Genomic DNA, 26,520 nt, shown 5'->3' with positions numbered 1-26,520 from the left:
ATGACACACAGATTCACTCGCCTCGCCACCGCGGCCGCCGCGGCGGCGGTCCTCCTGGTCGCCGGGTGTTCGAGTTCGGACACCGCGTCCGAGGCCCCCAACGACAACGGCTTCCCGGACACCATCACACTCGCCGCCGTTCCCGCGGAGAACTCCGCCGACATGCGCGCCAGCTACGACCCGCTCATCGCGCTGCTGGAGAAGGAGACCGGCTCCACCGTCGAGTTCGTGCAGGCCTCCGACTACGCCGGCGTGGTCGAGGGGATGATCGCCGGCAACGTCGACCTCGCGTTCTTCGGGCCGTTCGCCTACGTCGTCGCCGGACTCAACGGGGCGAAGCTCACGCCGCTGGGCGCCGTCATCGAGTCCGAAGGCGCCGATCCCGGCTACCAGTCGTACGGCCTGGCCCGCGCCGACAACGCAGCGATCAACGGCCTCAACGATTTCGCGGGTAAGAAGGTGTGCTTTGTCGACCCGGGCTCCACCTCCGGCTTCCTGTACCCGACCGCAGGACTGATCGAGGCCGGGGTGATCAAGTCGGGCTCCGAGGCAGACATCTCCGCGGCGATGACCCCGATCTACGCCGGCGGCCACGACGCGTCGGCGCTGTCGATCAAGAACGGCGATTGCGATGCCGGGTTCGCATTCGACAGCATGGTCGACGAGACCATGGTGCAGAAGGGTGATCTCGCACCCGGTGACCTCAAGACCGTGTGGAAGTCCGAGATGATCGCCGGATCGGTGTTCGCGGCCAACGACGCGCTGGGCGCCGACGCCATCGGCAAGCTCGAAAGCGTCTTCACCCAGAAGGCCAACGCCAAGGTCATGGCGGCCGAAGGGTTCTGCGAGGCCGACGACTGCCTGATCACCGACGAACGCGCCTGGGGTGTGGTCCCCGTGGACGACTCGGCCTACGACGGCGTGCGCAAGGTCTGTGAGGTCACCGGCTCCGAGAAGTGCAAGGCCTGACGCGTGGACCCCGACCACTCGGTCGCCGGCGATGACGTGGTGGTCGCCGTCCGCAACGTCACCAAGCGGTTCGGCGACACCCTCGCGCTCGACGACGTCTCGCTCGATGTGCACCGCAGCGAAATGCTGGTGCTGCTCGGACTTTCCGGCTCCGGCAAATCCACGCTGCTGCGGTGCCTCAACGGCCTGCATCCGGTCACCTCGGGCCAGATCAACGTGGGTGGGACCCGCGTCGACACGGCGTCCGAGCCGGAGCTGCGCAGGCTGCGCCGCCGGGTGGGGTTCGTCTTCCAGCAGTTCAACCTCGTCGGCCGGCTCAGCTGTCTGGAGAACGTTCTCATCGGCGGGCTCGGCAGGCTGAGCCTGCCGCGCTACGGGGCACTGACCTACCCGCGGGCGATGCGCGAGGAGGCGCTCGGCCACCTCGACCGGGTCGGTCTGGCCGACTTCGCGGAACGACGCGCCGACACCCTCTCCGGTGGGCAGCAGCAGCGGGTGGCGATCGCCAGGACCCTCATGCAGCGGCCGGCGCTGCTGCTCGCCGACGAACCCGTCGCCTCCCTGGACCCCGAGAACGCCGGGGTCGTCATGGACATGCTCTTCCGCGTCTGCATCGAAGAGAAGCTCACCGTCGTATGCACCCTGCATCAGGTCGATCTCGCGCTGGGCTGGGCCCATCGCCTCGTCGGCCTGCGTAACGGCCGCAAGGTACTCGACCGGCCTGCGGTCGGCATGAACCGCGACGACGTGCTGGCCATCTACCGGCGGGTCGATCCGGCGGTCGCGGGGCCGGCCGCGCGGTCGTGAGCACGTCACTGCCGGCCCGCCCGCGCCCCACCGGGACGCCGTCGCGGAGTCCGGGCCGGTTGCCGGCGCCGGGTCCCGTGCAGCTGGTCGCGCTCTGCGCGTTCGTCGCGACGATCGCCGCCGCCTGGTACATCGATTTCGCGCCCGCTGCGCTGATCGACGGACTCGACGAGGTCGCGGCGCTTCTGGATCGCATGATGCCGCCCCGCCTCGACGACCCTGGCCGGATCGGCGGGCTCGCGGTCGAGACACTGCTCATGGCGGTGCTCGGCACGGTGCTCGCCGCGGTCGCGTCGGTGCCGCTGGCCTTTCTGGCCGCACGCAACACCACGCCGCACCCGGCGGTGTACGCCGTGGCGCGGGCGGTCATCACGTTCTGCCGGGCGATGCCCGACCTACTGTTCGCCGTGCTGTTCGTGCGCGCACTGGGCATCGGCGTACTGCCCGGCATCCTGGCGCTGGCGCTGCATTCGATCGGGATGCTGGGCAAGCTGTTCGCCGACGCGATCGAACAGAGCGATCCCGGCCCGCGCGAGGCGGTCCGCAGCGCCGGCGCCGGATACCTCAGGCAGATGGTCAATGCCGTTCTGCCTCAGGTGGTCCCGTCCTGGATCGGCACCTTCGTCTACCGCGTCGACATCAATTTGCGGATGTCGGTCGTCCTCGGATTCGTCGGCGCGGGAGGTATCGGCTTCGCACTTCAGGACGCGCTGCGTGGGTTGATCTATCCGCGCGCCCTGGGGATCGTCCTGGTGATCCTGGCCATCATCGGTGCGATGGAGGTGCTGGCCATCGGGGTGCGGCGAGCGCTGCTGCGCCCGGCGACGTCGAATCCCCGCAGGGACCGCATCTGGCGATTCACGCTGTCCGGCATCCTGTTCGCGGTGAGCGTGGCCGCGCTGACCGAGTTGAAGATCAACCCGTGGTCGCTGCTGACCTGGATCGGCCCGTCGTTCGACGTGTTCGCGCGGATGATCCCGCCGAACTTCGGCGCGATGGGCGTCGGGCTGCTCGACGCCGCCGTGCAGACCGTCGCCATCGGCGTGGTGTCGACCGCGATCGGTGTGGTGCTGTCGGTGCCGGTGGGTCTGCTCGCGGCACGCAACGTCACCCCGCATCGCTGGTGCTACTGGCCGGCCCGCGCCTGGATCCTGGTCGTCCGCGCGGTGCCCGAGTTGATCCTGGCGGTGGTGTTCGTCGCCGCGCTCGGTCTCGGGCCGGTGGCCGGGACGTGCGCGCTGGCGCTCGGATCCATCGGGTTCCTCGCCAAACTGGTCGCCGACGCGGTCGAGGAGATCGACCCCGGCCCGATGGAGGCGGTGCGCTCGGTGGGCGGCGGCTGGTGGAAGACGCTGTTCGCCGCGGTCGTTCCCCAGGCGATGCCGGCGTTGGTCGGGTCCAGCCTCTACCTTCTGGACGTCAACGTCCGCACCTCGACGGTGCTGGGGATCGTCGGTGCCGGCGGGATCGGGTACCTGCTGTTCGAGTCGATCCGCACGCTGAACTTCGACGTCGCCGGCGCGATCGTGCTGGTGATCTTCGCCGTCGTCTACGCCATCGAGAGGCTGTCGGGGTGGATCCGGTCGCGCCTCGTGTGAGCCGGGCCGCGGTGTGGACCGCCCACGGCGTGGAGATCCGCGATGTGGACGTGCCTGCCGACGACACGCTGATCGTGCGGGTGCGCCTGGCCACGGTGTGCGGGAGCGATCTGCACACCGTCACCGGCCGCAGGGGCGGTCCATGCCCCAGCGTGCTGGGCCACGAAGCCGTCGGTGACGTCGTGAGACCCGACCCGCGGCGGGGGCTGGCGGTCGGCGAGCGGGTGGTCTGGTCGGTCACCGCCACCTGCGGGCGGTGCCCACGCTGCCGGTCGGGCCGCAGCGCCAAATGCGCGGTGGTGCGCAAGGTGGGGCATGAACCGTTCGCCGGGGACTGGCCGTTGTCGGGCGCCTACTCCCAATACATCGCCCTGCCCGCCGGTGTGGCTGTGCAGCGCGTGCCCGACGGCCTCGACGACCCGGTCGCCGCCCCCGCGGCGTGCGCGACGGCCACGGTGATGGCGACGCTGGAGGCCGCCGGCCCGCCGGCCGGCCGGCGGGTGCTGATCTGCGGGGCCGGCATGCTGGGTGTGACCGCCGCCGCGGCGTGCGCGGAGGGCGGGGCCGACGTGCGGGTCACCGACCGCGACGCCGAGCGGCTGCGGGTGGCCGGTCGTTTCGGCGCCGCGGTGGACGCAGGTGGGCCGGTGGACGTCCTCATCGACTTCACCGGCGCGACCACGGCGATCGAGGCGGCGCTGCCCCGGTTGGACATCGGGGGAGTGCTCGTCCTCGCCGGTTCGGTGATGCCCGGTCCGGCGCTCGCGCTCGACCCGGAGAGCGTGGTGCGCCGGTGGTGGACGATCCGCGGCGTCCACAACTACGAGCCGCGGCACCTGGCGGCGGCGATCGCGTTCCTGGAGCGCACTCGCGACACGTACCCGTGGGCTTCGGTGGTTTCCGCACCGGTCGGTCTCGACGACATCGCCTCGGTCCTGACCGCTACGGCGCCCGGGATACTTCGTGCGGGGGTGGCGCCGTAGTGGCGGCGCCCCGCTCCTCCGGCTCTCGCCGGAGAAGCGGGACCGCTCCCCCTCGAAATGTTGAGGCGATTGTCCCTCTACCCGCCTCGTCATGTGGTGCCTGACGACGGAACGCCGCCGCCAATGACCATTTCCCTGCACTGGCCCCGTTCGGGCACGTAGCAAACTGTACCTGAGCGGAACCTTAGAGGCAATTGGGAAGATTCGGCATTAACTTAATGCGCTCTGCTGACGTCAAGGCAAATTCTCCGGTGCCGGTTCGTTATTCGCTGCAGCAGCATGACCTGGCTTACCTTGACACATGTCGGCAAAACGATCAATGGCTCGGACGGGCGGCGATTTCGGCGAGGAGGCGGCCGCTGACCGGGACGAGATCTTCGCCCTCGACCCACGGCATGCGGTGAACGACGACGTCAAACCCCTGGCGGAACGCCGAACCGCCGTTGCCCGGTCGGCCCGTCGGTGTATGGTTCGCCCACGCGCACGTCGGCGTGGTGGCCACCCCATCGACGGATGGCAACGACATGGTGTGGTCCACCAGAAGTGATCTTTTGTAGTCCCACTTACCTTTGCTTGCGTAAAGAGCACATCGTGCAAGCGGACATCAGTAAAAGCGCGAAGAAGGCTCCTCCGGGTCGACGAAGGCGGGGTGTGAGCGGGATTCGCAGCAAAATCACGTGGTCGTAGGGGCGTGCGACTGTGGCCTACGGACGGCGAAAAGCGGGCAGCGATGCGCCGTGGAAGGGCAGCGCCCGGCGCGGAAAAACCCTGCACAACGACTGCGGCGCAGCCCGCTCGACTCGCGTCGATCGGGCTGCGCCGGCAGGGGAAACGGGGGAGTTACTCGCCTTCGCTCTTGATCTCGGCCAGCACGGTGCCCTGGGTGACCGCAGCGCCCGCCTCGACCGCGAGTCCGGTGACCGTACCGTCCTTGTGGGCCGTCACCGGGTTCTCCATCTTCATGGCCTCCAGGACCACCACGAGGTCACCCGCGGAGACCTGCTGGCCTTCCTCGACGGCCACCTTGACCACGGTGCCCTGCATGGGCGCGGTCACGGCGTCGCCGGAAGCGGCCGCACCGCCCTGCGCGCCACGCTTACGCGGCTTGGGCTTCTTGCGCACCACGCCCGGGGCCGCGGCGCCGCCGCCGTTGCCGAGCACCAGATCGCCGGGAAGCGAGACCTCGAGGCGACGGCCACCGACCTCCACGACGACGGTCTGACGCGGGATCGTGTCTTCCTCGTCGATCGGGTCGCCGCCGGTGAACGGTTCGATGGTGTTGTCCCACTCGGTTTCGATCCAGCGGGTGTGGACGGTGAAGCCGTTGTCGTCACCGATGAACGCCGGATCCGAGACGACCGCGCGGTGGAAGGGGATGACGGTGGCCAGACCCTCGACGTTGAACTCGGCCAGCGCGCGCCGTGAGCGCTCCAGCGCCTCTTCACGGGTGGCGCCGGTGACGATCAGCTTGGCCAGCATCGAGTCGAACTGGCCACCGATCACCGAGCCGCTCTCCACACCGGAGTCCAGGCGCACGCCCGGGCCCGTGGGCGGTTCGAACTTGGTCACCGGCCCGGGGGCGGGCAGGAAGCCACGCCCGGCGTCCTCGCCGTTGATGCGGAACTCGATCGAATGCCCGCGCGGGGTGGGGTCTTCGGTGATGTCGAGCGGTTCGCCGTTGGCGATGCGGAACTGCTGGCGCACCAGATCGATCCCCGAGGTCTCCTCGGTCACCGGATGCTCCACCTGCAGGCGGGTGTTCACCTCGAGGAACGAGATCAGCCCGTCCTGACCGACCAGGTACTCCACGGTGCCCGCACCGTAGTAGCCGGCCTCCTTGCAGATCCGCTTGGCCGATTCGTGGATCTCCTTGCGCTGCGCGTCGGTCAAGAAGGGTGCCGGCGCTTCTTCGACCAGCTTCTGGAACCGGCGCTGCAACGAGCAGTCACGGGTGCCCGCAACCACCACGTTGCCGTGCGTGTCGGCGATCACCTGCGCCTCGACGTGGCGCGGCTTGTCGAGGTAGCGCTCCACGAAGCACTCGCCGCGGCCGAACGCCGCGACCGCTTCACGGGTGGCCGACTCGAACAGTTCGGGGATCTCGGCGATCGTGCGCGCGACCTTCATGCCACGGCCGCCGCCGCCGAAGGCGGCCTTGATCGCCACCGGGACGCCGTACTCCTCGGCGAACGCGACGACCTCGTCGGCGTCCTTGACCGGATCCGGGGTGCCCGGCACCAGCGGCGCCTGGGCGCGCGCGGCGATGTGGCGGGCGGTGACCTTGTCGCCGAGGTCGCGGATCGACTGCGGGCTGGGCCCGATCCAGATCAGGCCGGCGTCCAGCACGGCCTGGGCGAAGTCGGCGTTCTCGCTGAGGAAGCCGTAGCCGGGGTGGATCGCATTCGCGCCCGACTTCGCCGCGGCGTCGAGGAGCTTCTCGAACACCAGGTAGGACTCCGCCGAGGTCTGCCCGCCCAGTGCGAACGCCTCGTCGGCGAGCCGCACGTGTGGTGCGTCGGCGTCCGGTTCGGCGTAGACGGCCACGCTCTGTAGCCCGGCATCCTTGGCCGCCCGGATGACACGGACGGCAATCTCTCCTCGGTTGGCGACAAGCACCTTGGAGATCTTCGAGCTGGCGTGACTGGCCACTTCGCCTCCTGCTGGTATGCCTTTCGGGCACTTACTTAAGAACGTCTTGAGAAACTTATCGGGGAGTTTAAGCGGCGCACCTGTGGCCGTCGGTAGGCGGTGTCGGTTACCCACGGGTAAGTTCGCCCGACGCCGTCGAAAACTGCTGCGCGGACACCATCGGACCCCGCCACAGGGTTGGTGACGTGGGTCCGGCAATTCTCGTCACCGGGGTCGGGCCGGCCGTGGTGCGTTGACGGCCGCCGCGCCGAAGGGCATCTCGTAGGCCGGCGAGCCGAGAAAAGCTCCGCCACCCGGGGGCCGGCGAGACGAGCGCGAATTTCGTTGCGCGCCTAGGTATTGAGCGGTATGGATCGGACCGGCTCGTGCCGCCCGCGGCCCCCGCAACCGGCCGGTGCGTCAGCTGTCGCGTAGGCGGCGTTTGATGCGGGTCAGCATCGCCGACATCCCGCGCAGCCGCAGCGGGCTGATCAGGGCCGCGAGTCCCAGCTCGGTGTAGAAGTCGTCGGGCACGGCCAGGATGTCGCCGGCCGGCTGTTCGTCGAGCCCCGTCGCGAGAATGGCCGCGAAACCACGCGTGGTCGGCGCTTCGGCGGGTGCGCTGAAGTACAGCCGCACCCGCTCGGGATCCCCGGCGTCGACGTGGAGGAACAGCGGCGACTGACATTCCGGCACCGGTTCCATCGCCGCCTCTTCGAGCTCGGCGGGCAGCGCGGGCAGGTCGTCGGCGAACTCCAGCAGCAGCCGGAGCTTGTCCTGTCCCTGTACTTCCTGGAACTCGGAGACGACTGCGGCGAGCGGCCCCGGGAGCGAGGGGGTCATGGTCATGACGACGCGGGCGCCTCACCCGGATCGGGCCCCACGGCGACGGGGACCCGCACCGCATTGCCCCATTCCGTCCACGATCCGTCGTAGTTGCGCACACCCGGCAGGCCCAGCAGGTGCGTCAGCACGAACCACGTGTGGCTCGAACGCTCGCCGATCCGGCAGTAGACCACGGTCTCGTCGTCGGGCTTGAGGAAGCCGTAGAGCTCCTCGAGCTCGGCCCGGGTGCGGAATTGTCCGTTGTCCCGCGCCGCCTTGCTCCACGGGATCGACCGGGCGGTAGGGATGTGCCCGCCGCGCAGGGCGCCCTCTTCGGGATAGTCGGGCATGTGGGTGCGCTCGCCGGTGTACTCGGCGGGTGAGCGGACGTCGATGAGCGGCTGCTTGCCGAGCACGGCCAGGACGTCTTCGCGGTACGCGCGGATCGGGGCGTCGTCGCGTTCGACGACGGGGTAGCCGCTGGTCTGTTTGGACGGCACGTCGAGGGTGGTGTCGCGTCCGTCGGAGATCCACAGGTCGCGCCCGCCGTCGAGCAGCCGCACGTCGGGGTGTCCGAACAACGTGAACACCCATAGTGCGTAGGCCGCCCACCAGTTGCTCTTGTCGCCGTAGATCACCACGGTGTCGTCACGGCTGATGCCCTTGCGGTCCATCAGCGCGGCGAACTGCTCACCGTCGATGTAGTCGCGCACATGGGGATCGTTGAGGTCGACGTGCCAGTCGATCTTCACCGCGCCCGGGATGTGGCCGGTGTCGTAGAGCAGGACGTCTTCATCGGACTCCACGATGGCCAGGCCCGGGCGGCCGAGATTGCTGGCCAGCCAGTCGGCGGTGACCAGCCGTTCGGGGTGGGCGTAGTCGGCGAGTTTGGGGCTGGAATCAGGAGGCAGCGGCACGGAAACGAGCCTACCGCCGGTCAGGCTCCCGATGGGCCTGTGGTCAGTGCGCCCACAGCTGGGTGACCGACAGGCCGAGCCGGCCGAACATGCCGCGCACCAGCGGGAGGCTCAGCCCGATCACGTTGGACGGATCCCCGTCGATCCCGTCGAGGAACCAGCCGCCGAGCCCGTCGAGCGTGAAACCGCCTGCGACACCGAGGGGTTCGCCGCTGTCGAGGTAGCCCGCCAGATCGGCGGGCGATGGTGTGCCGAACCGGACCGTGGTGCTCGCCGCCTCCAGTTCGCGCCCCTGCACGACACCGTCACGGATCCGCACCAGGCAGTGCCCGGTGTACAGCTCACCGCTGCGGCCCGCCATCAGCTGCCACTGTGCCCGGGCGGCCGCCACCGAACCGGGTTTACCGGTCAGGCGGCCGTCGAACCACAGCATGGAGTCGCACCCGATGACCACGCAGTCGGCGGAAACGTCGGGCGTCAACGCGTCCGCCACGCCGGCGGCCTTGGCCGCGGCCAGGGCGCACACCACCTGATCCGGTGGCGCCGCAGCGCCGAGCGTCGCGACGATCGCGTCCTCGTCGACACCGGAGACGACGACCAGCGGCTCGATTCCGGCGTGGCGCAACACTTTCAGGCGGCCCGAGGAGGCGGAACCGAGGACGACCCGGGTCACCTCCGCAGGTGGGTCCGCTCCAGCAGCGTCACCCGCTGCCAACTGGTGACGTCGTAGCGCAGCTTGTCGACCGGATGGCCCCACGGGTTGAACTCCTGTGGGCCCGGTTCGGTGTGGCCGCCGCCGGCGCCGGCGAGTACCGCGGCCAGCGCCGCGACCTCCTCGTCGGACGGATCTCCCTTGACGATCTGGATGTGGGGATCCGCGGCCGGGGGCAGATCGATGGTCAGCTGACGGTGATCGCTGACCTCGGTGATGTCGGTGTCCTGCGACATGGGTCTCCTGGAGGGGATTCGCAGCTGGGATCTAGAGCGGAATGTTGCCGTGCTTCTTCGGCGGCGTCTGGGTGATCTTGCGCTCCAGCAGTCGCAACGCGGTGCCGATGTAGCCGCGGGTGTGCGACGGCGGGATCACCGCGTCCACATAGCCGCGCTCGGCCGCGATGTACGGGTTGACCAGCGTGTCCTCGTACTCCTGCTGCAGCTGCAAACGCAGGGCGTCGACGTCCTGGCCCTGCTTTGCCGCTTCCTTGAGCTGCTGGCGGTAGACGAAGCCGACCGCACCGGAGGCGCCCATGACCGCGATCTGTGCCGTCGGCCATGCGACGTTGACGTCGCAGCCCATGTCCTTGGAGCCCATGACGCAGTACGCGCCGCCGTAGGCCTTGCGGGTGATGACGGTGATCTTGGCGACCGTCGCCTCGCCGTAGGCGTACAGCAGCTTGGCGCCGCGGCGGATGATGCCGTTGTACTCCTGCTCGGTGCCCGGCAGGAAGCCCGGGACGTCGACGAGCATCACGATCGGGATGTTGAAGCAGTCGCAGGTGCGGACGAACCGCGCGGCCTTCTCCGAGGCGTTGATGTCCAGGCAGCCGGCGAACTGGGTCGGCTGGTTGGCGACGATGCCGACCGGGCGGCCGTCGATGCGGCCGAAGCCCACGATGATGTTCGACGCGTAGCCCGCCTGGATCTCCAGGAACTCGTCGTCGTCGAGGATGCGGGTGATGACCTCGTGCATGTCGTACGGCTGGTTCGGGGAGTCCGGGATCAGCGTGTCGAGTTCGAGATCCTCTTCGGTGAGGTTCTCCTCGATCGGGCCCTCCGGCGTCGGCGACGGGTAGCGCGGCGGATCGGCGTAGTTGTTCGGCGGCAGGTAGGACAGCAGGTCACGGACGTAGTCGAACGCGTCCTGCTCGCCGGAGGCGACGTAGTGCGCCAGGCCTGACTTCGCCATGTGGGTGTGGCCGCCGCCCAGCTCTTCCATGGTCACCTCTTCACCGGTGACCGTCTTGATGACGTCGGGGCCGGTGATGAACATCTGGCTGGTCTTGTCGACCATGATTACGAAGTCGGTGAGCGCGGGGGAGTAGACGTGACCGCCCGCCGCGGCGCCCATGATCAGTGAGATCTGCGGGATGACGCCCGAGGCCTTGATGTTGTTGTGGAAGATGCGGCTGTACAGGCCGAGCGAGACGACGCCCTCCTGGATGCGCGCGCCGGCGCCGTCGTTGATGCCGATGAGCGGCCGGCCCGTCTTGATGGCCAGCTCCTGCACCTTGACGATCTTCTCGCCGTAGACCTCGCCGAGGCTGCCGCCGAAGACGGTGGCGTCCTGGCTGAAGATGCACACCTCGCGGCCGTCGATGGTGCCGTAGCCGGTGACCACACCGTCGCCGGGCGGCCGGTTGGCCTGCAGACCGAAGTTGGTGCTGCGGTGTTTGGCCAGCGCGTCGAGTTCGACGAACGAGTCCTCGTCGAGCAGGGCCAGGATGCGCTCGCGGGCAGTCAGCTTGCCCTTGGCGTGCACCTTCTCGACGGCGGCCTCACCGACGGGGTGCAGTGCCTCTTCGGTGCGCTTCCGCAGGTCAGCCAGCTTGCCCGCCGTGGTGTGAATGTCGATCTCATGGGCGCCGGAGGGCGCAGAAGGATCAGTCACGCTCGTCATGGGACTTGATGCTATCCACCTGCCCGCGGCGCTTTCACGATGCCCTTAGAAATCGCACGATGCCCTCACGATGCCCTTAGGAATCCGGAGCTCAGGTCTGGTCCGGCGGGCGCGAGGCGAAGCGATGCCCGAAAGTCGTCCAGCAAACGAAATGACTGTGTTCTACGTCACATCAGCGGCCATACCGGGGGTACGGCGGGCGGGCGCAATCGGGCGTCTTTTCGTGAATATCCACGGACTCCGCCGAAAAAATGAATTGCATGGCGCAATGGGCGACTGGCTACGTCGCGGGCGGACTCGGGGAATTGTCTCATTGACGCCCGCGTAAGTCAACCGTTATCGGCTCCAATCGCATCGTCGCAGCGTGTAGGCCGATCCGAACGCCACTGGCTAGTGGCGGGGCGTGTCCGTAGACGTTGATGCGTGAATTCACAAAATAAATGCCGGGCTGCCGAGCGAAATCGTGATCGTCTTGAGATGATCATGCGAGGTCGGTTAAAGTCGGGTGGGAGCAATTGAACATCGGGGGGGACCGCATGACCGCGGTGAATGAGGATCTTGATCTCACAGCAAAGGTGGTAGCCGAGTCGGGGAGGGTGCCACTCTGGCAGCGCGGCTATGCGCGCCGTCTGGTGGTGGTCGACCTCGTGGCGGTCGTGACCGCCGTCGGCGCCGCGCAGTGGCTCCGGTTCGGAAGCCTGCCCGGCGAGACCGACACCTATCCGAACCTCGCGTATTCGGTGCTGTCCGTGATCATCGCCGTCGCCTGGATGCTGGCGATGTCGATCAATCGCGCCCGCTCCCCCCGCGTCATCGGCTCGGGGGCCGAGGAGTACCGGCGAGTGTGGTTGGCCACCTTGGCCGTGTTCGGCGGGGTGGCGATCGTGTCCATGCTGTTCAAGCTCAACATCGCGCGCGGCTACCTGATGATCGCACTGCCGATCGGGCTGGTGACGCTCATGCTGTTCCGCTGGATCGCTCGCCGGGTCGTCGCCTCGTTGCGCGAGAAGTACGGCCGCTGCATCACCCGGCTGCTCGTCGTCGGCAATCCCCACGCCATCCGCGATCTCACCAGATCGCTTGCGCGCGAGACGGGTTCGGAATACCTCGTGGTCGGTGCCTGTGTGCCCAGCGGCTTCGAGAAGACCGAGCTGGACGTCCCCGGGGTCGGCTCCATCCCCACCTTCGGTGACGAGACCAACGTCGTCGGAGCGGTGACCGCGACCAAGAGCCAGGCCGTGGCCGTGACCGCCACCGAGCGGCTCGACGGTCGCGGGATGCGCGACCTGTCCTGGGAACTCGAGAAGCTCGACATCGACCTGCTGGTCGCGCCGGGTGTCGTCGACGTCGCCGGTCCGCGCCTGACCATGCGCCCGGTTGCCGGACTGCCGCTGATCCATGTGGAGAAGCCGCAGTACAACGGCGCCAAGCGCTTCCAGAAGCGGCTGTTCGACATGACTTTCGCGAGCGCGGTCCTGCTGCTCGGCTCGCCGGTGCTGATCGCCGTCGCGATCGCGGTGAAGCTGACGAGCCGGGGCCCGGTCTTCTACCGGTCCGAACGTATCGGCCTCGACGGTCGCCCGTTCGAGATGATCAAGTTCCGCACGATGGTCGACGGCGCGGACAGGATGCTGCCCCAGCTGGCCGACCTCAACGAGAGCGACGGGGGAGTGCTGTTCAAGATCCGCGAGGATCCCCGGGTCACCCCGCTCGGCCGGCTGCTGCGCAAGTACAGCATCGACGAGCTGCCGCAGTTCATCAACGTCCTCAAGCGCGATATGAGCGTCGTCGGCCCCCGGCCCCCGCTGGCCGGCGAGGTCAAGACCTACGACGACCACGTGAAGCGCCGCCTGCTGGTGCGGCCCGGCATCACCGGCCTGTGGCAGGTCAGCGGTCGCTCCGACCTGTCCTGGGAGGACTCGGTCCGGCTCGACCTGTTCTACGTCGAGAACTGGTCGATGATCTCCGACCTCCAGATCGCGTTCAAGACCGTCAAGGCGATGTTGCGTCATTCCGGCGCCTACTGAAACGGCACCCGCGGCGTCCTCGCGTCTGAGTAAAGTGCTGCCGTGGGTTATCCGGACAACGTGCTGGCCAGGGACGAGCAGGTGGTCCTGCACCGGCATCCGCACTGGAAGCGGTTGATCGGTGCGGTGCTGGTGCTTCTGCTCGCCAGCGCCGCCGCCGCGTTCGTCGCGGGTTACGTCAACACGCTGCGGTGGGACGCCACCGCCAAGAACGTCATCTTCCTCGTTATCGGCGTGATCTGGCTCGTGCTGGTCGGCTGGCTGTCGGTGTGGCCGTTCCTCACCTGGTGGACGACGCACTTCGTGATCACCGACCGCCGGGTGATGTTCCGCCACGGGTTGCTCACCCGGTCGGGCATCGACATCCCACTGGCGCGGATCAACAGTGTGGAGTTTCGGCACGGCCTGCTGGACCGCATGCTGCGCACCGGCACGCTGATCATCGAGTCAGCGGCGCAGGATCCGCTCGAGTTCCACGACATTCCACGGGTGGAACACGTGCACTCACTGCTCTATCACGAAGTCTTCGACACCCTGGGGTCCGAAGAGTCGCCGAGCTGATCGAGCTTGTCCCGGCGCCGTGCCGGCCGTCGCAGCGGCGTGACGTTGCCCGTCTTGCGGTCGTCCTCGGCACGCGGTTCGGCATGGCTCTCGACGGCGTCTTCCAGCGCTTCGGCGATACCGCCGCTGGTGAGGGCCGACTCCAGCGCCTTGTCTGGATTGCGCCCGAACTCCTCGGGGAACACCCACCGCCGGAACGCCCAGAACCGGAACGCCATCTGCAGCAGATTGCCGAGGATGTAGGCGGAGACGAAGTCGGCGATGTTCTCGATGGTCAGTGAGACCTCGGGCACCCGCAGGCCCAGCACATAGCTCGAGAAGTACAGCGGGAGCATGCTCAGCAGCACGCCGACGCCGCTGAACGCGAAGAACAGCAACGCCTCGTGATGTCGCTCACGTCCACCGCGGTCGCGGAAGCTCCACTCCCTGTTGAGGATGTAGGAGGCGATGACCGCGACGATCCCGGCGATGATCTTCGCCGTCACCGGTTTGGGCTCGAGGATCGTCAGTTTCAGCGTGAAGAAGATCGCCGAATCGATGACGAACGTGGTCGCCCCGACGATCGCGAACTTGATCAGCTCATGATGCTGCTCGGCATACGGCCGGATGGGCCGCGGCAGCCTCTTGATCGTCGCATCGGCGAAGGACACAAGGAGGCAGTCTACGTAAGTCCGGCGAGCCCTGTCGTATCCCAGTCGTATCGCTGCTTCCTTCCTGGTCAATAACCCGGTCGCGGCCATGACACGATAGGCGTCGTGCCGAGTACTCCTTCTTCGCCACCCGTGGTGGCCATGATCGGCGGCGGTCAGCTCGCCAGGATGACCCATCAGGCGGCGATCGCGCTGGGCCAGAGCCTGCGCGTGCTCGCGACCGGCCCGCAGGAGCCCGCCGCGCTGGTGAGCCCCGACGTGGTCATCGGATCCCACACCGACATCGACGCGTTGCGCCGTGCCGCCGCCGGTGCGACCGTGCTGACCTTCGACCACGAGCACGTCCCCACCGAGGCGCTCGAGACGCTGGTGGCCGAGGGAGTCAACGTGGCGCCGCCGCCGGAGGCGCTGGTGCACGCCCAGGACAAACTCGTGATGCGGCGCCGGCTCGAAGCCATGGGCGCGCCGATCCCGCGCTACACCGCCGTCGACACGGTCGACGACGTCGTGGCGTTCTCGGCCGAGGTCGGCGGACCGGTGGTGATCAAGACCGTGCGCGGCGGCTACGACGGTCGTGGTGTGGTGCTGGCCACCGACGTCGACGAGGCGCGTGAGGTCACCGCCCGGTACCTCGCCGACGGGGTGCCGGTGCTCGCCGAGGAGCGCGTCCAGATGCGTCGCGAACTCGCCGCCCTGGTGGCCCGCTCGCCGTTCGGCCAGGGGGCGGCCTGGCCGGTGGTGGAGACCGTGCAGCGCGACGGCATCTGCGTGACGGTGCTCGCCCCGGCCCCCGACCTGTCCGACGAGATGGGCGCGAGTGCCCAGCAGCTGGCCCTGCGGCTGGCCGCCGAACTCGGCGTGGTCGGCGTGCTGGCGGTCGAACTCTTCGAGACCGTCGACGGTCGGCTGCTGGTCAACGAACTCGCCATGCGCCCGCACAACTCCGGGCACTGGACCATGGACGGCGCCGTCACCAGCCAGTTCGAACAACACGTCCGCGCGGTCCTGGACTATCCGCTCGGCGACACGGCGCTGCTCACTCCGGCCACCGTCATGGCCAACGTGCTCGGCGCCCCGCAGACGCCGGCGATGACGATGGACGAACGCGTCCACCACCTCTTCGCCCGCATACCCGACGCCAAGGTCCACCTGTACGGCAAGGGGGAACGGCCCGGGCGCAAGATCGGCCACGTCAACATCACCGGTGACGATCCCGAGGTGCTGCGCGAGCGCGCCGAGCGGGCCGCGCACTGGTTGTCCCACGCCGAGTGGACCGACGGATGGGATCCGCACGGTGCCGATGTCCGTGGGGTCCACGGCAGGGAAGGACTCTCGAGGTGAACGCACCCGCACCACGCGTCGGGGTGATCATGGGCAGCGACAGCGACTGGTCGGTGATGACCGACGCCGCAGAGGCGTTGGCCGAGTTCGAGGTGCCCTTCGAGGTCGGTGTGGTCTCGGCTCACCGCACACCCGGGCGCATGCTCGACTACGCGCGAAACGCCGCCGATCGCGGTATCGAGGTGATCATCGCCGGCGCGGGCGGCGCGGCGCACCTGCCGGGCATGGTCGCCGCGGCCACGCCGCTGCCGGTGATCGGCGTGCCGGTGCCGCTGGCCCGGCTGGACGGACTCGATTCGCTGCTCTCGATCGTGCAGATGCCGGCCGGGGTGCCGGTGGCCACGGTGTCGATCGGGGGCGCGCGCAATGCCGGACTGCTGGCGGTGCGGATCCTCGCGGCCGCGGACCCCAAGCTGCGCGCCCGGATGGTCGCGTTCCAGGAGGGCCTCGAACAGATGGTGCTCGAGAAGGACGCCGCGCTGCGGGACCGGCTACTCGGCGGCCAGTGACCGCGGGTAAAGTTACCGGTGAGTAGCAAGGAGGCCACGATGGCTGGTTGGAGCGGAAATCCGTCCTTCGACGTGTTCCAGTTGCCCGAGGAGCACCAGGAACTGCGCGCGGCGATCCGCGCACTCGCCGAGAAGGAGATCGCCCCCTACGCGGCGGACGTCGACGAGCAGATGCGGTTCCCGCAGGAGGCGCTCGACGCGCTCAACGCGTCGGGATTCAACGCGGTGCACGTACCGGAGGAGTACGGCGGACAGGGCGCCGACTCGGTGGCGGCGTGCATCGTCATCGAAGAGGTCGCCCGGGTCGACGCGTCGGCGTCGCTGATCCCCGCGGTGAACAAGCTCGGGACCATGGGCCTGATCCTGCGGGGCTCCGAGGAGCTCAAGGGCAAGGTGCTGCCCGACCTCGTCGAGGGGCAACTGGCCTCCTACGCGCTCTCGGAGCGGGAGGCGGGCAGCGATGCGGCCTCGATGCGCACCCGCGCCAAGGCCGACGGCGACGACTGGATCCTCAACGGCGCCAAGGCCTGGATCACCAACGGCGGCAAGTCATCCTGGTACACCGTGATGGCGGTGACCGATCCCGACAAGGGCGCCAACGGCATCTCGGCGTTCATGGTGCACATCGACGACGAGGGCTTCACGGTAGGGCCCAAGGAACGCAAGCTCGGCATCAAGGGTTCGCCGACCACCGAGTTGTACTTCGAGAACTGCCGCATCCCCGGCGACCGGATCGTCGGTGAGCCCGGCACCGGATTCAAGACCGCACTCGCGACGCTGGACCACACCCGCCCGACCATCGGCGCACAGGCCGTCGGTATCGCCCAGGGCGCGGTGGATGCGGCGATCGCGTACACCAAGGACCGCAAGCAGTTCGGGAAGTCGATCAGCGACTTCCAGGGCGTCCAGTTCATGCTCGCCGACATGGCCATGAAGGTGGAAGCCGCCCGGCTGATGGTCTATTCGGCCGCGGCGCGCGCCGAACGCGGCGAGGGCAACCTCGGCTTCATCTCGGCGGCGTCGAAGTGCTTCGCCTCCGATGTCGCGATGGAGGTGACCACCGACGCGGTCCAGCTGTTCGGCGGCGCCGGCTACACCATCGACTTCCCGGTCGAGCGGATGATGCGAGACGCCAAGATCACCCAGATCTACGAGGGCACGAACCAGATTCAGCGCGTGGTGATGTCGCGCGCACTGCTGCGCTGACCAAGATCAGTAGGCGCCGTGGCCGCGGGCCACGGTGACCGCGGTCCTGGCCAGGATCCGCAGATCCTGGTCCATCGACCAGTTCTCCACGTAGTACAGGTCGAGCCGGACCCGGTCCTGTTCGCTGATGTCCGACCGGCCCGACACCTGCCACAGCCCGGTCATCCCCGGTTTCACCAGAAGTCGGCGCTGTACGAAGCCGGGGAACTCGGCGCCCTCGCCGTCCACCATGGGTCGGGGTCCGATCAGGCTCATCTCGCCGACGGCGACGTTGATGAGCTGCGGCAGCTCGTCGAGGCTGGTGCGTCGGAGTACCCTGCCGATCCGGGTGATCCGCGGGTCGCCCGCCCACTTGTAGAACGCGTCATCGGACTTCCCGGACAGCGCGCGCACCTCGGTCAGCCGGGCTTCGGCGTCGGGGTGCATGGATCGGAACTTCCACATCCGGAACGGTTCACCGCGCCGGCCGACGCGCGCAGGCCGGTAGAAGACGGGGCCGCCGTCCTCGGCCTTGACCGCGACCGCGATGGCCAGGAACAGCGGTGAGAGCAGCGCGAGCAGCGCAACGGACAGGACGCGGTCGAACAGCGCCTTGGCGAGGGCGGACAGCGAGGAGTACCCCGGTTCGTCCACCCGCAGCAGCGAAAGCCCGCTCAGCCGTTCGAGACTCAGCTTGGGCTGGGCGATCCCGGCCACACCGGGCACCACCATGAGGTCGATCCCGTGCGGGTGCAGCGCCCAGCGCAGGTCGCGTAGGCATTCGTCGCTGATCCGGTCGGCCGAGGTGATGACCACCGACTGTGCCTGGTGGGCGCGGGCCAGTTCGGTGATCTCGGCGGTGTCGACCACGGGGTCCTCGGGGCGGTCGTCACACAGATCCAACCCGCCTGAGGCGCTGGCGAATTCGTTCGACCGAGCGGCCAGCGCGTGGAACGCGCTCACCTCGTAACCGGCGCGGGCGTCGCTGGACACCGCGGCCGCGACACGATCCGCCTCGGGGCGGGTGCCCACCAGCAGCAACCGGGTTCGCCGGCCGCCGGGCCGGGTGCGCTGCCGGACCAGTACGACGGTGCTCAGCACGTGCGCCAGCAGGCATCCGCCGAGTCCTGAGGCGATCGCGATCAGCAGGGTCTGGCGGGGCAGCGGACTGCCGGTGACCAGTAGCACGATCGCGACCAGGCCGAGGAGCTTGCCGGTGGCCAGCAGCACGCGCTTGAACTCCTCGAAGCCGCGGCCCAGGATCTTCGTGTCGGTGGACTTCTGGGCGGCCAGCAGCACCACCCAGGCCGCCACCATGCCTACCCCGAAGACCACCCGCACCCAGGTGTGGTGGTGGACGGCGACATCGGAGCTGACCGCCACCGCGAAGGCGGTGCCGCCGAGGACGCTGAGGATCTCGGCGGCCTGCACCTTGGCGCTGTTGTCAAGCATGGGCGACCACCCGGCGGCGGGCCGAGTCGCGGTTGTCGATCACCTCACGCACCACCCGGTCGGCCAGTCCCACCGACGAATTCCAGCTCGTGACGTCGGGATAGATCTGTGCCGTGGTGGCCAGGAACACGTTCGTGTCCCCGACGCGGACGGCCGGTATGCGCTCGTGGTAGCCCAGCGTCGGAATCGGTTCCACGAACGGCGCTTTGAAGACCTTCACGTATTCGACCGCCCCGGCGTCGGTCAAGCGATCGGGATAGAGCGAGCGCAGCTGGGCCTTCCAGCGATGCGCGATGTCGGCTTCCGGCTCGGCGAACAAGGCCGAATCCCGCCCGCAGTAGTGCATGACGTAGACGAGCGACCGGCCGCCGAAACGCTCGGTGCCGGTGAGCGCCGACATCTCCACCACGCCGTCGAATTCGGTGTCGCAGTTGATCACCGGCGCCCAGTAGTGCCCGTCGAGCGGCCGGTCGAGGAGGAAGACCGCGTTCACCACACCCTGGTAGTCGAGCTGCACCCGGGGCAGCGCCGACCGCAGCCGCTCATCGGCCAGCTTGTGCAGCAGCGGGATCGGCACCGTGGAGATCACCGATTGCGCGGCGATCTCGGCACCGGTTCCGAGCCGGACCCGCGCGCCGTCGCCGTCGAGAGCCACGTGTTGCACCGAGACACCGCGGAGGATCCGGCCGCCTCCGGTCTCGATGGCCGTCCGCATCCGGTCGACGATCGCGCGGTACGTGCCCTCCGGGTATCCGCGGATGGCCACGTTGCTCTCGCGGCCGAGCCGTTGGTAGAGGTAGCGGGCGGGCACCTCGCCGAACGCGTCGCCGAACTTGGCGCCGAACAAGGGTTTCAACATGCGCTGCCACACCGTCGGCCCGTACACGCTGCGAAGCCAGTCCTCGGTCCTGGTGTTGTCGAGGTCTTGCCCGCGGCCCAGCCGGCGCAGCAGCAGCGAGACCGCGCCGAACCGGATCCGGTGCGCGAATCGCAGCGGCGTGAAGCGCAGCAGGTCCATCGCACTGTTGAACGGGAAGCGGCGCCCGTCGACGTTCATGCCCATCGTGGTCTGCTGCCACCGGATCGTGTCGGCCAGCCCGAGCTCGTTGAGCAGCGGCAGCAGGTGTTCGTCGGTGGGCATCACGCAGTGGTAGAAGCGTTCGATCTCGACACCGCCGATCTCGCCGCCCATACCCAATCCGCCCAGCTGATCGGAACTCTCGACGAGGTGGACGGGGATCGAGGCGCGGGTCAGGCGGTAGGCCGCCGTCAGTCCCGATATCCCGCCGCCGATGATCACCACGGGACGTGGCTCGATCGGTGTGTGCATCAGATCTGCCGGTACGGCGCGGGCGTGAAGGACTCGCGGACGAGCAGCTTGAAGTACTGCCGCAGCGTACGGGCCAGTTTCAGCTTGCTCGCGCCCTGTTTGCGGTCGTACTGCAGGACGAGCGGGACCTCGGCGATGCTGGGGTTGAGGTGGCGCAGTTTGAGCAGGAGTTCCACCATGCAGGCGAAACCCTGCTCGACGACGAGTCGCTCACCCCAGTGACCCGCGGCGCGGCGTAGCAGGGAGACCCGGTAGGCGCGGTAACCGCTGGTGAAGTCGCGGACCCCGTCGACCTTGGCGACGACGCGGAACATGTGCGCGGCCCCCCGTGACATCAGCCTGCGCAGGGGCGGAGCCGTGGCGTCGTCCCCGCCGTCGGTGAACCGCGAGCAGATCGCGATGTCGGCGCCCCTGTCGATCTCACGCACCAGCGCGGCGACCAGTGTCGGGTCGTGCGTGTCGTCGGCGTCCATCACCACGAGCACGTCGTCGTCGCCGGCGACGGCGAGCACCGAGCGCAACCCGGTTTGAATGGCCTGTCCGAGGCCGAGATTCACCTCATGGGTCACCAGATTGACCTTCAGGGACGGCGGTCCGCTGGTGGCGACCGCGGCGGTGCCGTCCGCCGACCCGTCGTTGATCACCCACACCGTGAGCGGCTGCGTCGTGGCCAGTCGGTCGATGCGCTCGAGGAGCGGGCGCAGCGAGCCCTCCTCGTTGTACGCGGGGAGCACGATGTGCACCTGCCCGAGCCGGACCTTGGTGTCGACGTGTTCGCGGAGGAGCGTTTCGGTCATGGGGGTTCCTCGGTGTGTTCGGGACGCCACGCGACGCCGTGGCGGTACGGATGGATTTCGGCTGGGCGCGACCGCCCGAGGCTGTGCCTGGACAGACGCGCTGATGGTCGGGAGCGTCCTGGCGGGCGCGGTGTCGGTGAACTTCCCGGCTGTTGCATCCGCGTATGGCAATGTGCGCGGTTGTCACCCGGGGGCTCCCCGGCCGGCGTCGACGTCACCTGATGGAGCGGGGTGTCAACCCGCGTCCGCCGATGGCTCCGATCGACAACGGCCGGCGTGGTCCAGCGTTTTGCGTTCGCTGATGTAGCTACAGCTAATAAATACACCACAGTCGGCGGCATCGCACAATGGTGAGATTCAGGTCACATCTAGGTCATAAAACCTTTTTGCGGGGGAAGGCGGCGCAGCAGCAAGAAGGAGCTGTGAACTGTTTATTTCTGTCACACGGCCACCATCGGCCGATTGCCATGTGTTGACGCCGGCGTAGATAGGGATTCCCGGGCGCTCGGTGGTACTGCGCACCACGGTGCAGATCCAGCACTTTTCGAAGCGGATGCTGTGGATGGCGGCGCGTGGGCCGGCGGTCCCCGCCGATGCGCCGCGGCGTGGAGCACCGCCTCTGGCGTCAGGTGGGGTTGGCTGTCAGGAAAAGTGACGTCAACATGCAGATTCAGCAAACGCTGAATGAATACCGGTGCGGTCAGGCGTCGTCGGCCGGGCCCGCCGGACGAAGGTGGGTGATGTCACCCGCCGCGACCGTCACGGATTCGGAGCCCGTGGTGATGGTCAGCCTGCCGAGACCGTCTATGTCGGTCGCGGTTCCCTCCAGCCGGCGGTCACCGGGCAGGATGGCCCGGACCCCGCGACCCAGGGTCAGGCTGTGCCTGCGGTAGTCCGCGATGAGCGCCGGGTCCGCCCCGTCGGCGCCACGCCAGCGGGAGACGCGCTCGCCGAGGAACCGCAGGATCGCGCTCACGAGCGGATTGCGGTCGAGATCTGACGCGCCGAGCATCGCGAGTGACGTGGCTCGTGGATCGGGCGCCTCGTCCGCGCTCAGCGACACGTTCAGGCCGATGCCCACGACCACCACCGGCTGCGGGGCGGCGACTTCGGCGAGGATGCCCGCCAACTTCCCGTCGCCGACGAGAACGTCGTTGGGCCACTTGAGGCCTGCCTGCACCCCCGTGACCTCCGCGACGGCGTCGCGCACCGCCACCCCGGTGAGCAACGGCAACCAGCCCCAGGCGTCGGGCGTGACGCCGCCGGCGTCCACACCGACCGACATCGCGACCTGCGACCGCGGGGCGGCGGACCACTGGCGGCCGTGCCTGCCGCGTCCCGAGTGCTGGAACTCGGTCAGCAGGACGCTGCCCGCCACCTCGCCTCCGGCTGCGGCCCGGGCGAGGAGGTCGGCGTTGGTGGATCCCGTCTCGTCGACGACATCGAGTGTCCGCCATCCGGCCGGGAGATCGGCACGTAGCAGTCCGGCGTCGAGCGGCGTACGAGCGGACTCGATGGCCATGGCAGGAGCCTAGACGAGGGGTCACCGTCGAGCCGCCACGTACCGGCCACCAGGAGCGCGACACCGACGACGACGAGCGCCCGCATGATCCAGATGGTGGAGCCGTCTCCGAACAGCAGCTCGAGCGGGTGCCAGCGCGATGCCCAACACGCCACCGCCAACGCCACGAGCCCAGGCGCCGACCATGCCCGCGCCCGTCGTGCGCCGCTTCGCCACAGCTCTGCGGCCGCCAGCGCGATCGGCGCGAGCATCCACATCGCGTCGTAGCTGATGTGGTAGAACGCCATCAGTCCGATGCTCAGACCGATGAGAACCGCGGTGTGGGGCAGCAGCCGCCGGTCCAGCCGGCGCGCCAGTAGGTAGGCGGCGCTCAGGCCGGCGAGCAGGACCACCGGCGACGTCCAGCCCGGCACCGGCAGGCCGGCGTCCAGCAGGGCCCCGGTGAGGTCGACGCGCTCGTCGAGGTAGTCGACCGTCCGGATCGCCTCGGCCGAGCTGGCGTTGGAGAGCAGCGTCTCCAGCCACGCGCCCAGCCGACCGTCGGCGAGGAACAGTGCCGTCACCGTCGACACGCCGCCGGCCAGCAGTACCGCCGAGCCGGCGACCCGCCACCTGCGCTGCGCCAGCAGGAGGACCACGACGAAGATCCCGATCTGGGGTTTGAGGCAGGTGACGGCGGCGAGAGGCGTTGCCACCCAGGGACTCCGGGACAACAGTGCCGGCGCGGCGAGCAGCGCGTACACCACCGACGGCTGGCCGTGGCTGGCTCCGTCGGCGGCGGTGCGGGCGAGCCAGACGAGTGCCACCCCCAGGGAACCTGCGCCCACCAGCGCGGTGCGGCCGGGTGTGCCGGGTGCCGTCCACAACCTCGCCGCCCGCATCCCTGCCCACGCGCCCACCGCGGCGACGACGACGATGTTGAGCACGACGTCGGCCGCGGCGGCGGCCTCCCAGGGCAGCCGACCGAACGGCATCCAGAGCGCCAGATGAGCCGGGGCGTAGGTGGGATAGTCCTGGGCGTAGGGGAAGTGCGCCGAGTAGAGGGCGGTGTTGTACGGATCGTTTCCGGACAGCAGCCAGCGGGTGGGCAGCCACACCGTGTCGCGGAAGTCGACCAGTGTCCCGTCCAGGCATCCCGGCGTACGGCAGGGCGCGGGCGTGATCGCCGTGATCCGTTCCGTCCACAGCTTGGCTGCGTAGAAGATGGTCAATGAGCTCGCCATCGTGATACCGAGAAGCGCGACGAGCGCGCCCGGTGACGGGCGACGGAGCACGTTGGGCACTGCGGCGGTCCTTCGCACTTCGGGCGCCGGCGTGCGCGGCGGCGGTCTTCGGGGCGGGCGCGGCACCGAGGTGCTATTCGCTCCCTGTGTCAGCGGCAAAACCCGTCGCTCACGCTGTAGGCGGTGAACAGCGATATAAGCGGTGCCCGGGCAGAGCACAGCTTACCAATGATATTTTGCTCGAGGCAGTCCGGAGGAAGGAGGGTGATGGACGCACTCATCTCGCTGGTGTGTTCGACCATCGGGAGGCCCGAGGCGCTCCGCAGACTCCTGGCCTCGGTGGCGGCCAGTGCGCTCGCCGACCGGGTCGAGTTCGTCCTGGTCGACCAGAGCGCGGCGCAGTCGTGCGCGGCGGTCCTCGCCGACTTCGCGCTGCCGGGACCCCACCGGGTGACGACCAGCGGTCTGGGGGTGTCCACCGGCCGCAACGCGGGCACACCGCTGGCGCAGGGGCGGATCGTGGCGTATCCGGACGACAACTGCTGGTACCCGCCGGAGATTTTCCGGGCGGTGATCGAAACCCTCGACCGGCGAACGGAACTCAGCGGCGTCACCGGCATGCAGGTGACCGAGGCGGGAGCTCCGTCGATGCTGCGGTGGCTGCCCGAGCCGGCCACGGTGACGCGGCGGAACTTCCTCCGGACCTCCGTCAGCTCGACGATCTTCCTGCGGCGCGACGCGCTGCCGTCCAGCACTCCGTTCGACGAGGGTGTCGGCGTCGGATCGCCCGGGCGTCGCGGTGCCGGCGAGGAGTCCGATCTGTTGCTGCGGCTGATCGCGTCGGGGCACACCGTCGAATACCGTCCCGAGATCAAGGTCTTCCAGGAGGACGACCGCGACCAGATGACGCCCGCATACATCGCCAAGATGGCCAAATACGGTGTCGGGCAGGGGTACCTGTGGCGCCGACACGACCTGCCCGTCAGCAGCCTGGCGTACTACTCCGCGCGCAAGATCGCCGGCGCCGGCCTGCGGGCCGCCCGTGGGCAGAAGGTGCATGCCCGCGCCGACCTGGCCTTCGTCCGGGGTCAGGTCGCCGGGTGGCTGGGCGCCGGGTGACCGCCGCCGTCGGCGTCGCCACATCGGAGATGCGGCGCAGCTTCGGGTTGCGCACCGCAGCGGCCGCGGCGGGGCTGGTGTCCACGCTGTCGTTGACCGTCGTCGTCTACCGCATGCTCGACGCCCGCGACGCCGCCGTGTTCTTCGCGATCCTCGCCGCGCTGTCCATCGGACCCCTGGTCGGCCGACTCGGGCTGGGCCCGAACGTGATCCGGTTGGTCGCCGCTGAGCCGACCCGAGTCGGGCGCCGGGCGATCGCCTCCTCGCACCTGTGCGCCACGGCGGCGCTGTCGGTGATCAGCGCGCCGGTGATCGCGGTGCTGGCGACCTGGGCGCTGCGCGATTCACCGCATCACCTGCCCGTGGTCGTCCTGACCGCCGCCGGCATCGTCGCGGAGTCGCTGCGGCTGACGCTCAGCGACATCTTCGCCGCCGCAGGCCGTGTGGGGGCGTCAGTCGCCACCACTCACCACATCCGCAGCATGGTCGTGCTGCCGGTGGTGGGTGCGATCGCCGTGGCGGTGGCGCATCCGACACTGCTGGAGGTGATGGCGAGCTACACGGCCGTATCGGTCCTGCAGTTGTGCGCGGCGCTCGTCGTCGGCCGCCACGACATCGCGTTCCGCGCGGGCGGCGGTGTGGCGACGCTGCGGGGAGCACTGGGCGCGGGGGCCCGGCTCTTCACTCTGGACCTCGCCGCGTTCCTGTGTCTGCCCGGGACGGTGTGGCTGGCCAATGTCGTCTTCCCGCCAGACACGGCGGCGCTCTACTCCGCCGCGGCGACGTTGGCGCTGCAGGTCACGATCATCGAGAGCCTCGCCGCGCTCGCCGTCACACCGGCCGCCGCCCGGCTGTGGGCGGCCGGGGAACGTGACCAGGTGGTGCGCGTCCTGTCGGCCGTCGCCACGCTGAGCACCGCGGTGACGATCGTCGCGGTCGGGGTGCTGGCCGCCTTCGGCGCCGACCTGCTCGGGTTCGCCTACGGTCCGTCGATGCGCGAGGCCGCCGTTCTGCTCGTCGTGATGGCCGCCGGTGGGATCGCCAAGACCGCGTTGGGCGTGAACATCACGTTGATGATCGTCAGCGGGCACATCACCGAGGCGGCGCGAACGGCGCTCATCGCGCTGGCCGTGTCGGTTCCGTTCGCCGTGACGGCGGCGGTGGCCGGCGGGCCGGTGTGGCTCGCGGTGGCCTCCGCGTCGGCCATGGCCGCGGTCGCGGTGGCTCAGTGGCGGGCCAGCCGTGCGGCCGTCGGCGCAGCACCGCGGGCCGGGCTGAACGTCGTCCACGCATGGCAAAGTTTACGTCCTTCGCCGTGATGATCTGTCGGTGCGGATCATCGGATCGCGACGCCGGTTTTCATCTGCACAACAGGCATTTCCGGGTGCGGTGTAGCCAGCCACCGTCTGGTGGCATAGTATGCGGAGCGACAAACCAGCAATGACCCGACGACCGTGGGT

23 protein-coding genes and 1 pseudogene are annotated in these 26,520 nt (G+C 68.9%); 11 read left to right on the top strand and 13 right to left on the bottom strand.

The annotated features are described in order from the left end of the window. Genes G6N30_RS14260 through G6N30_RS14245 form a run of 4 tightly spaced genes read left to right on the top strand, consistent with a single transcriptional unit; the run spans position 1 to position 4,357 of the window. Entirely contained in the window at positions 1 to 969 is a 969-nt protein-coding gene (locus G6N30_RS14260) for a phosphate/phosphite/phosphonate ABC transporter substrate-binding protein (RefSeq protein WP_134053817.1), read from the top strand. A 3-nt stretch (positions 970 to 972) separates the two neighbouring features. Then, complete coding sequence (gene phnC, locus G6N30_RS14255) at positions 973 to 1,776, top strand: phosphonate ABC transporter ATP-binding protein (protein ID WP_134053815.1); 804 nt, start codon at positions 973 to 975, stop codon at positions 1,774 to 1,776. Further along, positions 1,773 to 3,374: a phosphonate ABC transporter, permease protein PhnE gene (gene phnE, locus G6N30_RS14250; RefSeq protein ID WP_134053813.1), complete on the top strand. Its 1,602-nt coding sequence runs from the start codon at positions 1,773 to 1,775 to the stop codon at positions 3,372 to 3,374. Before phnC ends, phnE begins: the two co-directional genes overlap by 4 nt. After that, a complete protein-coding gene (locus G6N30_RS14245) occupies positions 3,350 to 4,357 on the top strand; it encodes a zinc-binding dehydrogenase (protein WP_134053811.1) in 1,008 nt (335 codons plus the stop codon). The genes phnE and G6N30_RS14245 overlap by 25 nt, the downstream gene beginning before the upstream one ends. Before the next feature lie 316 nt (positions 4,358 to 4,673). Here the strand turns inward: G6N30_RS14245 and G6N30_RS14240 are convergent, their stop codons facing one another. From G6N30_RS14240 to G6N30_RS14210, 7 genes are all read right to left on the bottom strand, one after another. Then, positions 4,674 to 4,895, bottom strand: a complete 222-nt coding sequence (locus G6N30_RS14240; RefSeq protein WP_134053809.1) for a hypothetical protein — start codon at positions 4,893 to 4,895, stop codon at positions 4,674 to 4,676. Between the two features lie 302 nt (positions 4,896 to 5,197). Next, entirely contained in the window at positions 5,198 to 7,006 is a 1,809-nt protein-coding gene (locus G6N30_RS14235; protein WP_134053807.1) for an acetyl-CoA carboxylase biotin carboxylase subunit, read from the bottom strand. 399 nt (positions 7,007 to 7,405) lie between these two features. Beyond that, positions 7,406 to 7,834: a SufE family protein gene (locus tag G6N30_RS14230; protein ID WP_134053805.1), complete on the bottom strand. Its 429-nt coding sequence runs from the start codon at positions 7,832 to 7,834 to the stop codon at positions 7,406 to 7,408. Beyond that, positions 7,831 to 8,727, bottom strand: coding sequence for a sulfurtransferase (locus G6N30_RS14225; protein ID WP_134053804.1), 897 nt, complete (start codon positions 8,725 to 8,727; stop codon positions 7,831 to 7,833). The genes G6N30_RS14230 and G6N30_RS14225 overlap by 4 nt, the downstream gene beginning before the upstream one ends. 43 nt (positions 8,728 to 8,770) lie before the next feature. Further along, positions 8,771 to 9,400 carry a Maf family protein gene (locus G6N30_RS14220; protein ID WP_134053802.1) on the bottom strand — a complete coding sequence of 210 codons (630 nt, stop codon included), beginning with the start codon at positions 9,398 to 9,400 and terminating at the stop codon, positions 8,771 to 8,773. Further along, complete coding sequence (locus tag G6N30_RS14215; protein ID WP_134053800.1) at positions 9,397 to 9,675, bottom strand: acyl-CoA carboxylase epsilon subunit; 279 nt, start codon at positions 9,673 to 9,675, stop codon at positions 9,397 to 9,399. Before G6N30_RS14215 ends, G6N30_RS14220 begins: the two co-directional genes overlap by 4 nt. A gap of 31 nt (positions 9,676 to 9,706) precedes the next feature. Then, complete coding sequence (locus tag G6N30_RS14210; protein ID WP_134053798.1) at positions 9,707 to 11,344, bottom strand: acyl-CoA carboxylase subunit beta; 1,638 nt, start codon at positions 11,342 to 11,344, stop codon at positions 9,707 to 9,709. A 536-nt stretch (positions 11,345 to 11,880) separates the two neighbouring features. On the opposite strand from G6N30_RS14210, the gene G6N30_RS14205 reads away from it, so the two are divergent. Next, positions 11,881 to 13,371, top strand: a complete 1,491-nt coding sequence (locus G6N30_RS14205) for a sugar transferase (RefSeq protein ID WP_134053796.1) — start codon at positions 11,881 to 11,883, stop codon at positions 13,369 to 13,371. A 42-nt stretch (positions 13,372 to 13,413) separates the two neighbouring features. After that, positions 13,414 to 13,932: a PH domain-containing protein gene (locus G6N30_RS14200; RefSeq protein WP_134053793.1), complete on the top strand. Its 519-nt coding sequence runs from the start codon at positions 13,414 to 13,416 to the stop codon at positions 13,930 to 13,932. On the opposite strand, the gene G6N30_RS14195 is transcribed toward G6N30_RS14200, so the two are convergent. After that, complete coding sequence (locus G6N30_RS14195) at positions 13,887 to 14,582, bottom strand: GtrA family protein (RefSeq protein ID WP_134053791.1); 696 nt, start codon at positions 14,580 to 14,582, stop codon at positions 13,887 to 13,889. The two genes, G6N30_RS14200 and G6N30_RS14195, sit on opposite strands and share 46 nt — an antisense overlap. A gap of 141 nt (positions 14,583 to 14,723) precedes the next feature. Between G6N30_RS14195 and G6N30_RS14190 the strand changes: the two genes are divergently transcribed. The 3 genes from G6N30_RS14190 to G6N30_RS14180 are packed head-to-tail and all read left to right on the top strand — an operon-like array spanning position 14,724 to position 17,638. Beyond that, the gene (locus G6N30_RS14190; RefSeq protein ID WP_234880182.1) at positions 14,724 to 15,923 is read left to right on the top strand and encodes a 5-(carboxyamino)imidazole ribonucleotide synthase; all 1,200 of its coding nucleotides are present in this window, start codon (positions 14,724 to 14,726) and stop codon (positions 15,921 to 15,923) included. A gap of 29 nt (positions 15,924 to 15,952) precedes the next feature. Continuing rightward, positions 15,953 to 16,432: a 5-(carboxyamino)imidazole ribonucleotide mutase gene (gene purE / locus G6N30_RS14185; protein WP_134055277.1), complete on the top strand. Its 480-nt coding sequence runs from the start codon at positions 15,953 to 15,955 to the stop codon at positions 16,430 to 16,432. Positions 16,433 to 16,471: 39 nt separating this feature from the next. Then, positions 16,472 to 17,638 carry an acyl-CoA dehydrogenase gene (locus G6N30_RS14180; protein ID WP_134053789.1) on the top strand — a complete coding sequence of 389 codons (1,167 nt, stop codon included), beginning with the start codon at positions 16,472 to 16,474 and terminating at the stop codon, positions 17,636 to 17,638. Positions 17,639 to 17,644: 6 nt separating this feature from the next. On the opposite strand, the gene G6N30_RS14175 is transcribed toward G6N30_RS14180, so the two are convergent. The 5 genes and pseudogenes from G6N30_RS14175 to G6N30_RS27250 form a co-directional block, all read right to left on the bottom strand. Beyond that, positions 17,645 to 19,069, bottom strand: coding sequence for a sugar transferase (locus G6N30_RS14175; RefSeq protein ID WP_134053787.1), 1,425 nt, complete (start codon positions 19,067 to 19,069; stop codon positions 17,645 to 17,647). After that, positions 19,062 to 20,399, bottom strand: a complete 1,338-nt coding sequence (locus G6N30_RS14170) for an FAD-dependent oxidoreductase (protein ID WP_134053785.1) — start codon at positions 20,397 to 20,399, stop codon at positions 19,062 to 19,064. The genes G6N30_RS14175 and G6N30_RS14170 overlap by 8 nt, the downstream gene beginning before the upstream one ends. Then, positions 20,399 to 21,196, bottom strand: a complete 798-nt coding sequence (locus tag G6N30_RS14165) for a glycosyltransferase (RefSeq protein ID WP_134053783.1) — start codon at positions 21,194 to 21,196, stop codon at positions 20,399 to 20,401. The genes G6N30_RS14170 and G6N30_RS14165 overlap by 1 nt, the downstream gene beginning before the upstream one ends. A gap of 700 nt (positions 21,197 to 21,896) precedes the next feature. After that, positions 21,897 to 22,718, bottom strand: a complete 822-nt coding sequence (locus G6N30_RS14160; protein WP_134053781.1) for a biotin--[acetyl-CoA-carboxylase] ligase — start codon at positions 22,716 to 22,718, stop codon at positions 21,897 to 21,899. Positions 22,719 to 23,083: 365 nt separating this feature from the next. Continuing rightward, positions 23,084 to 23,692 (bottom strand): annotated as a pseudogene (locus tag G6N30_RS27250) (glycosyltransferase 87 family protein); the annotation flags it as partial. A 516-nt stretch (positions 23,693 to 24,208) separates the two neighbouring features. Between G6N30_RS27250 and G6N30_RS14150 the strand changes: the two are divergent. Both G6N30_RS14150 and G6N30_RS14145 read left to right on the top strand, forming a co-directional pair. Continuing rightward, positions 24,209 to 25,060, top strand: a complete 852-nt coding sequence (locus G6N30_RS14150) for a glycosyltransferase family 2 protein (protein ID WP_234880130.1) — start codon at positions 24,209 to 24,211, stop codon at positions 25,058 to 25,060. After that, on the top strand, positions 25,042 to 26,379 hold the full coding sequence (locus G6N30_RS14145; RefSeq protein ID WP_234880129.1) for a lipopolysaccharide biosynthesis protein: 1,338 nt from the start codon (positions 25,042 to 25,044) through the stop codon (positions 26,377 to 26,379). The genes G6N30_RS14150 and G6N30_RS14145 overlap by 19 nt, the downstream gene beginning before the upstream one ends. The last annotated feature ends 141 nt before the right edge of the window (positions 26,380 to 26,520 follow it).

The sequence above is a fragment of the Mycolicibacterium litorale genome, from assembly GCF_010731695.1.
Classification (GTDB): Bacteria; Actinomycetota; Actinomycetes; order Mycobacteriales; family Mycobacteriaceae; genus Mycobacterium; species Mycobacterium litorale.
The sequence above is the reverse complement of the archived record's forward strand: the minus strand, read 5'-3'. Positions and strand labels throughout refer to the sequence as shown.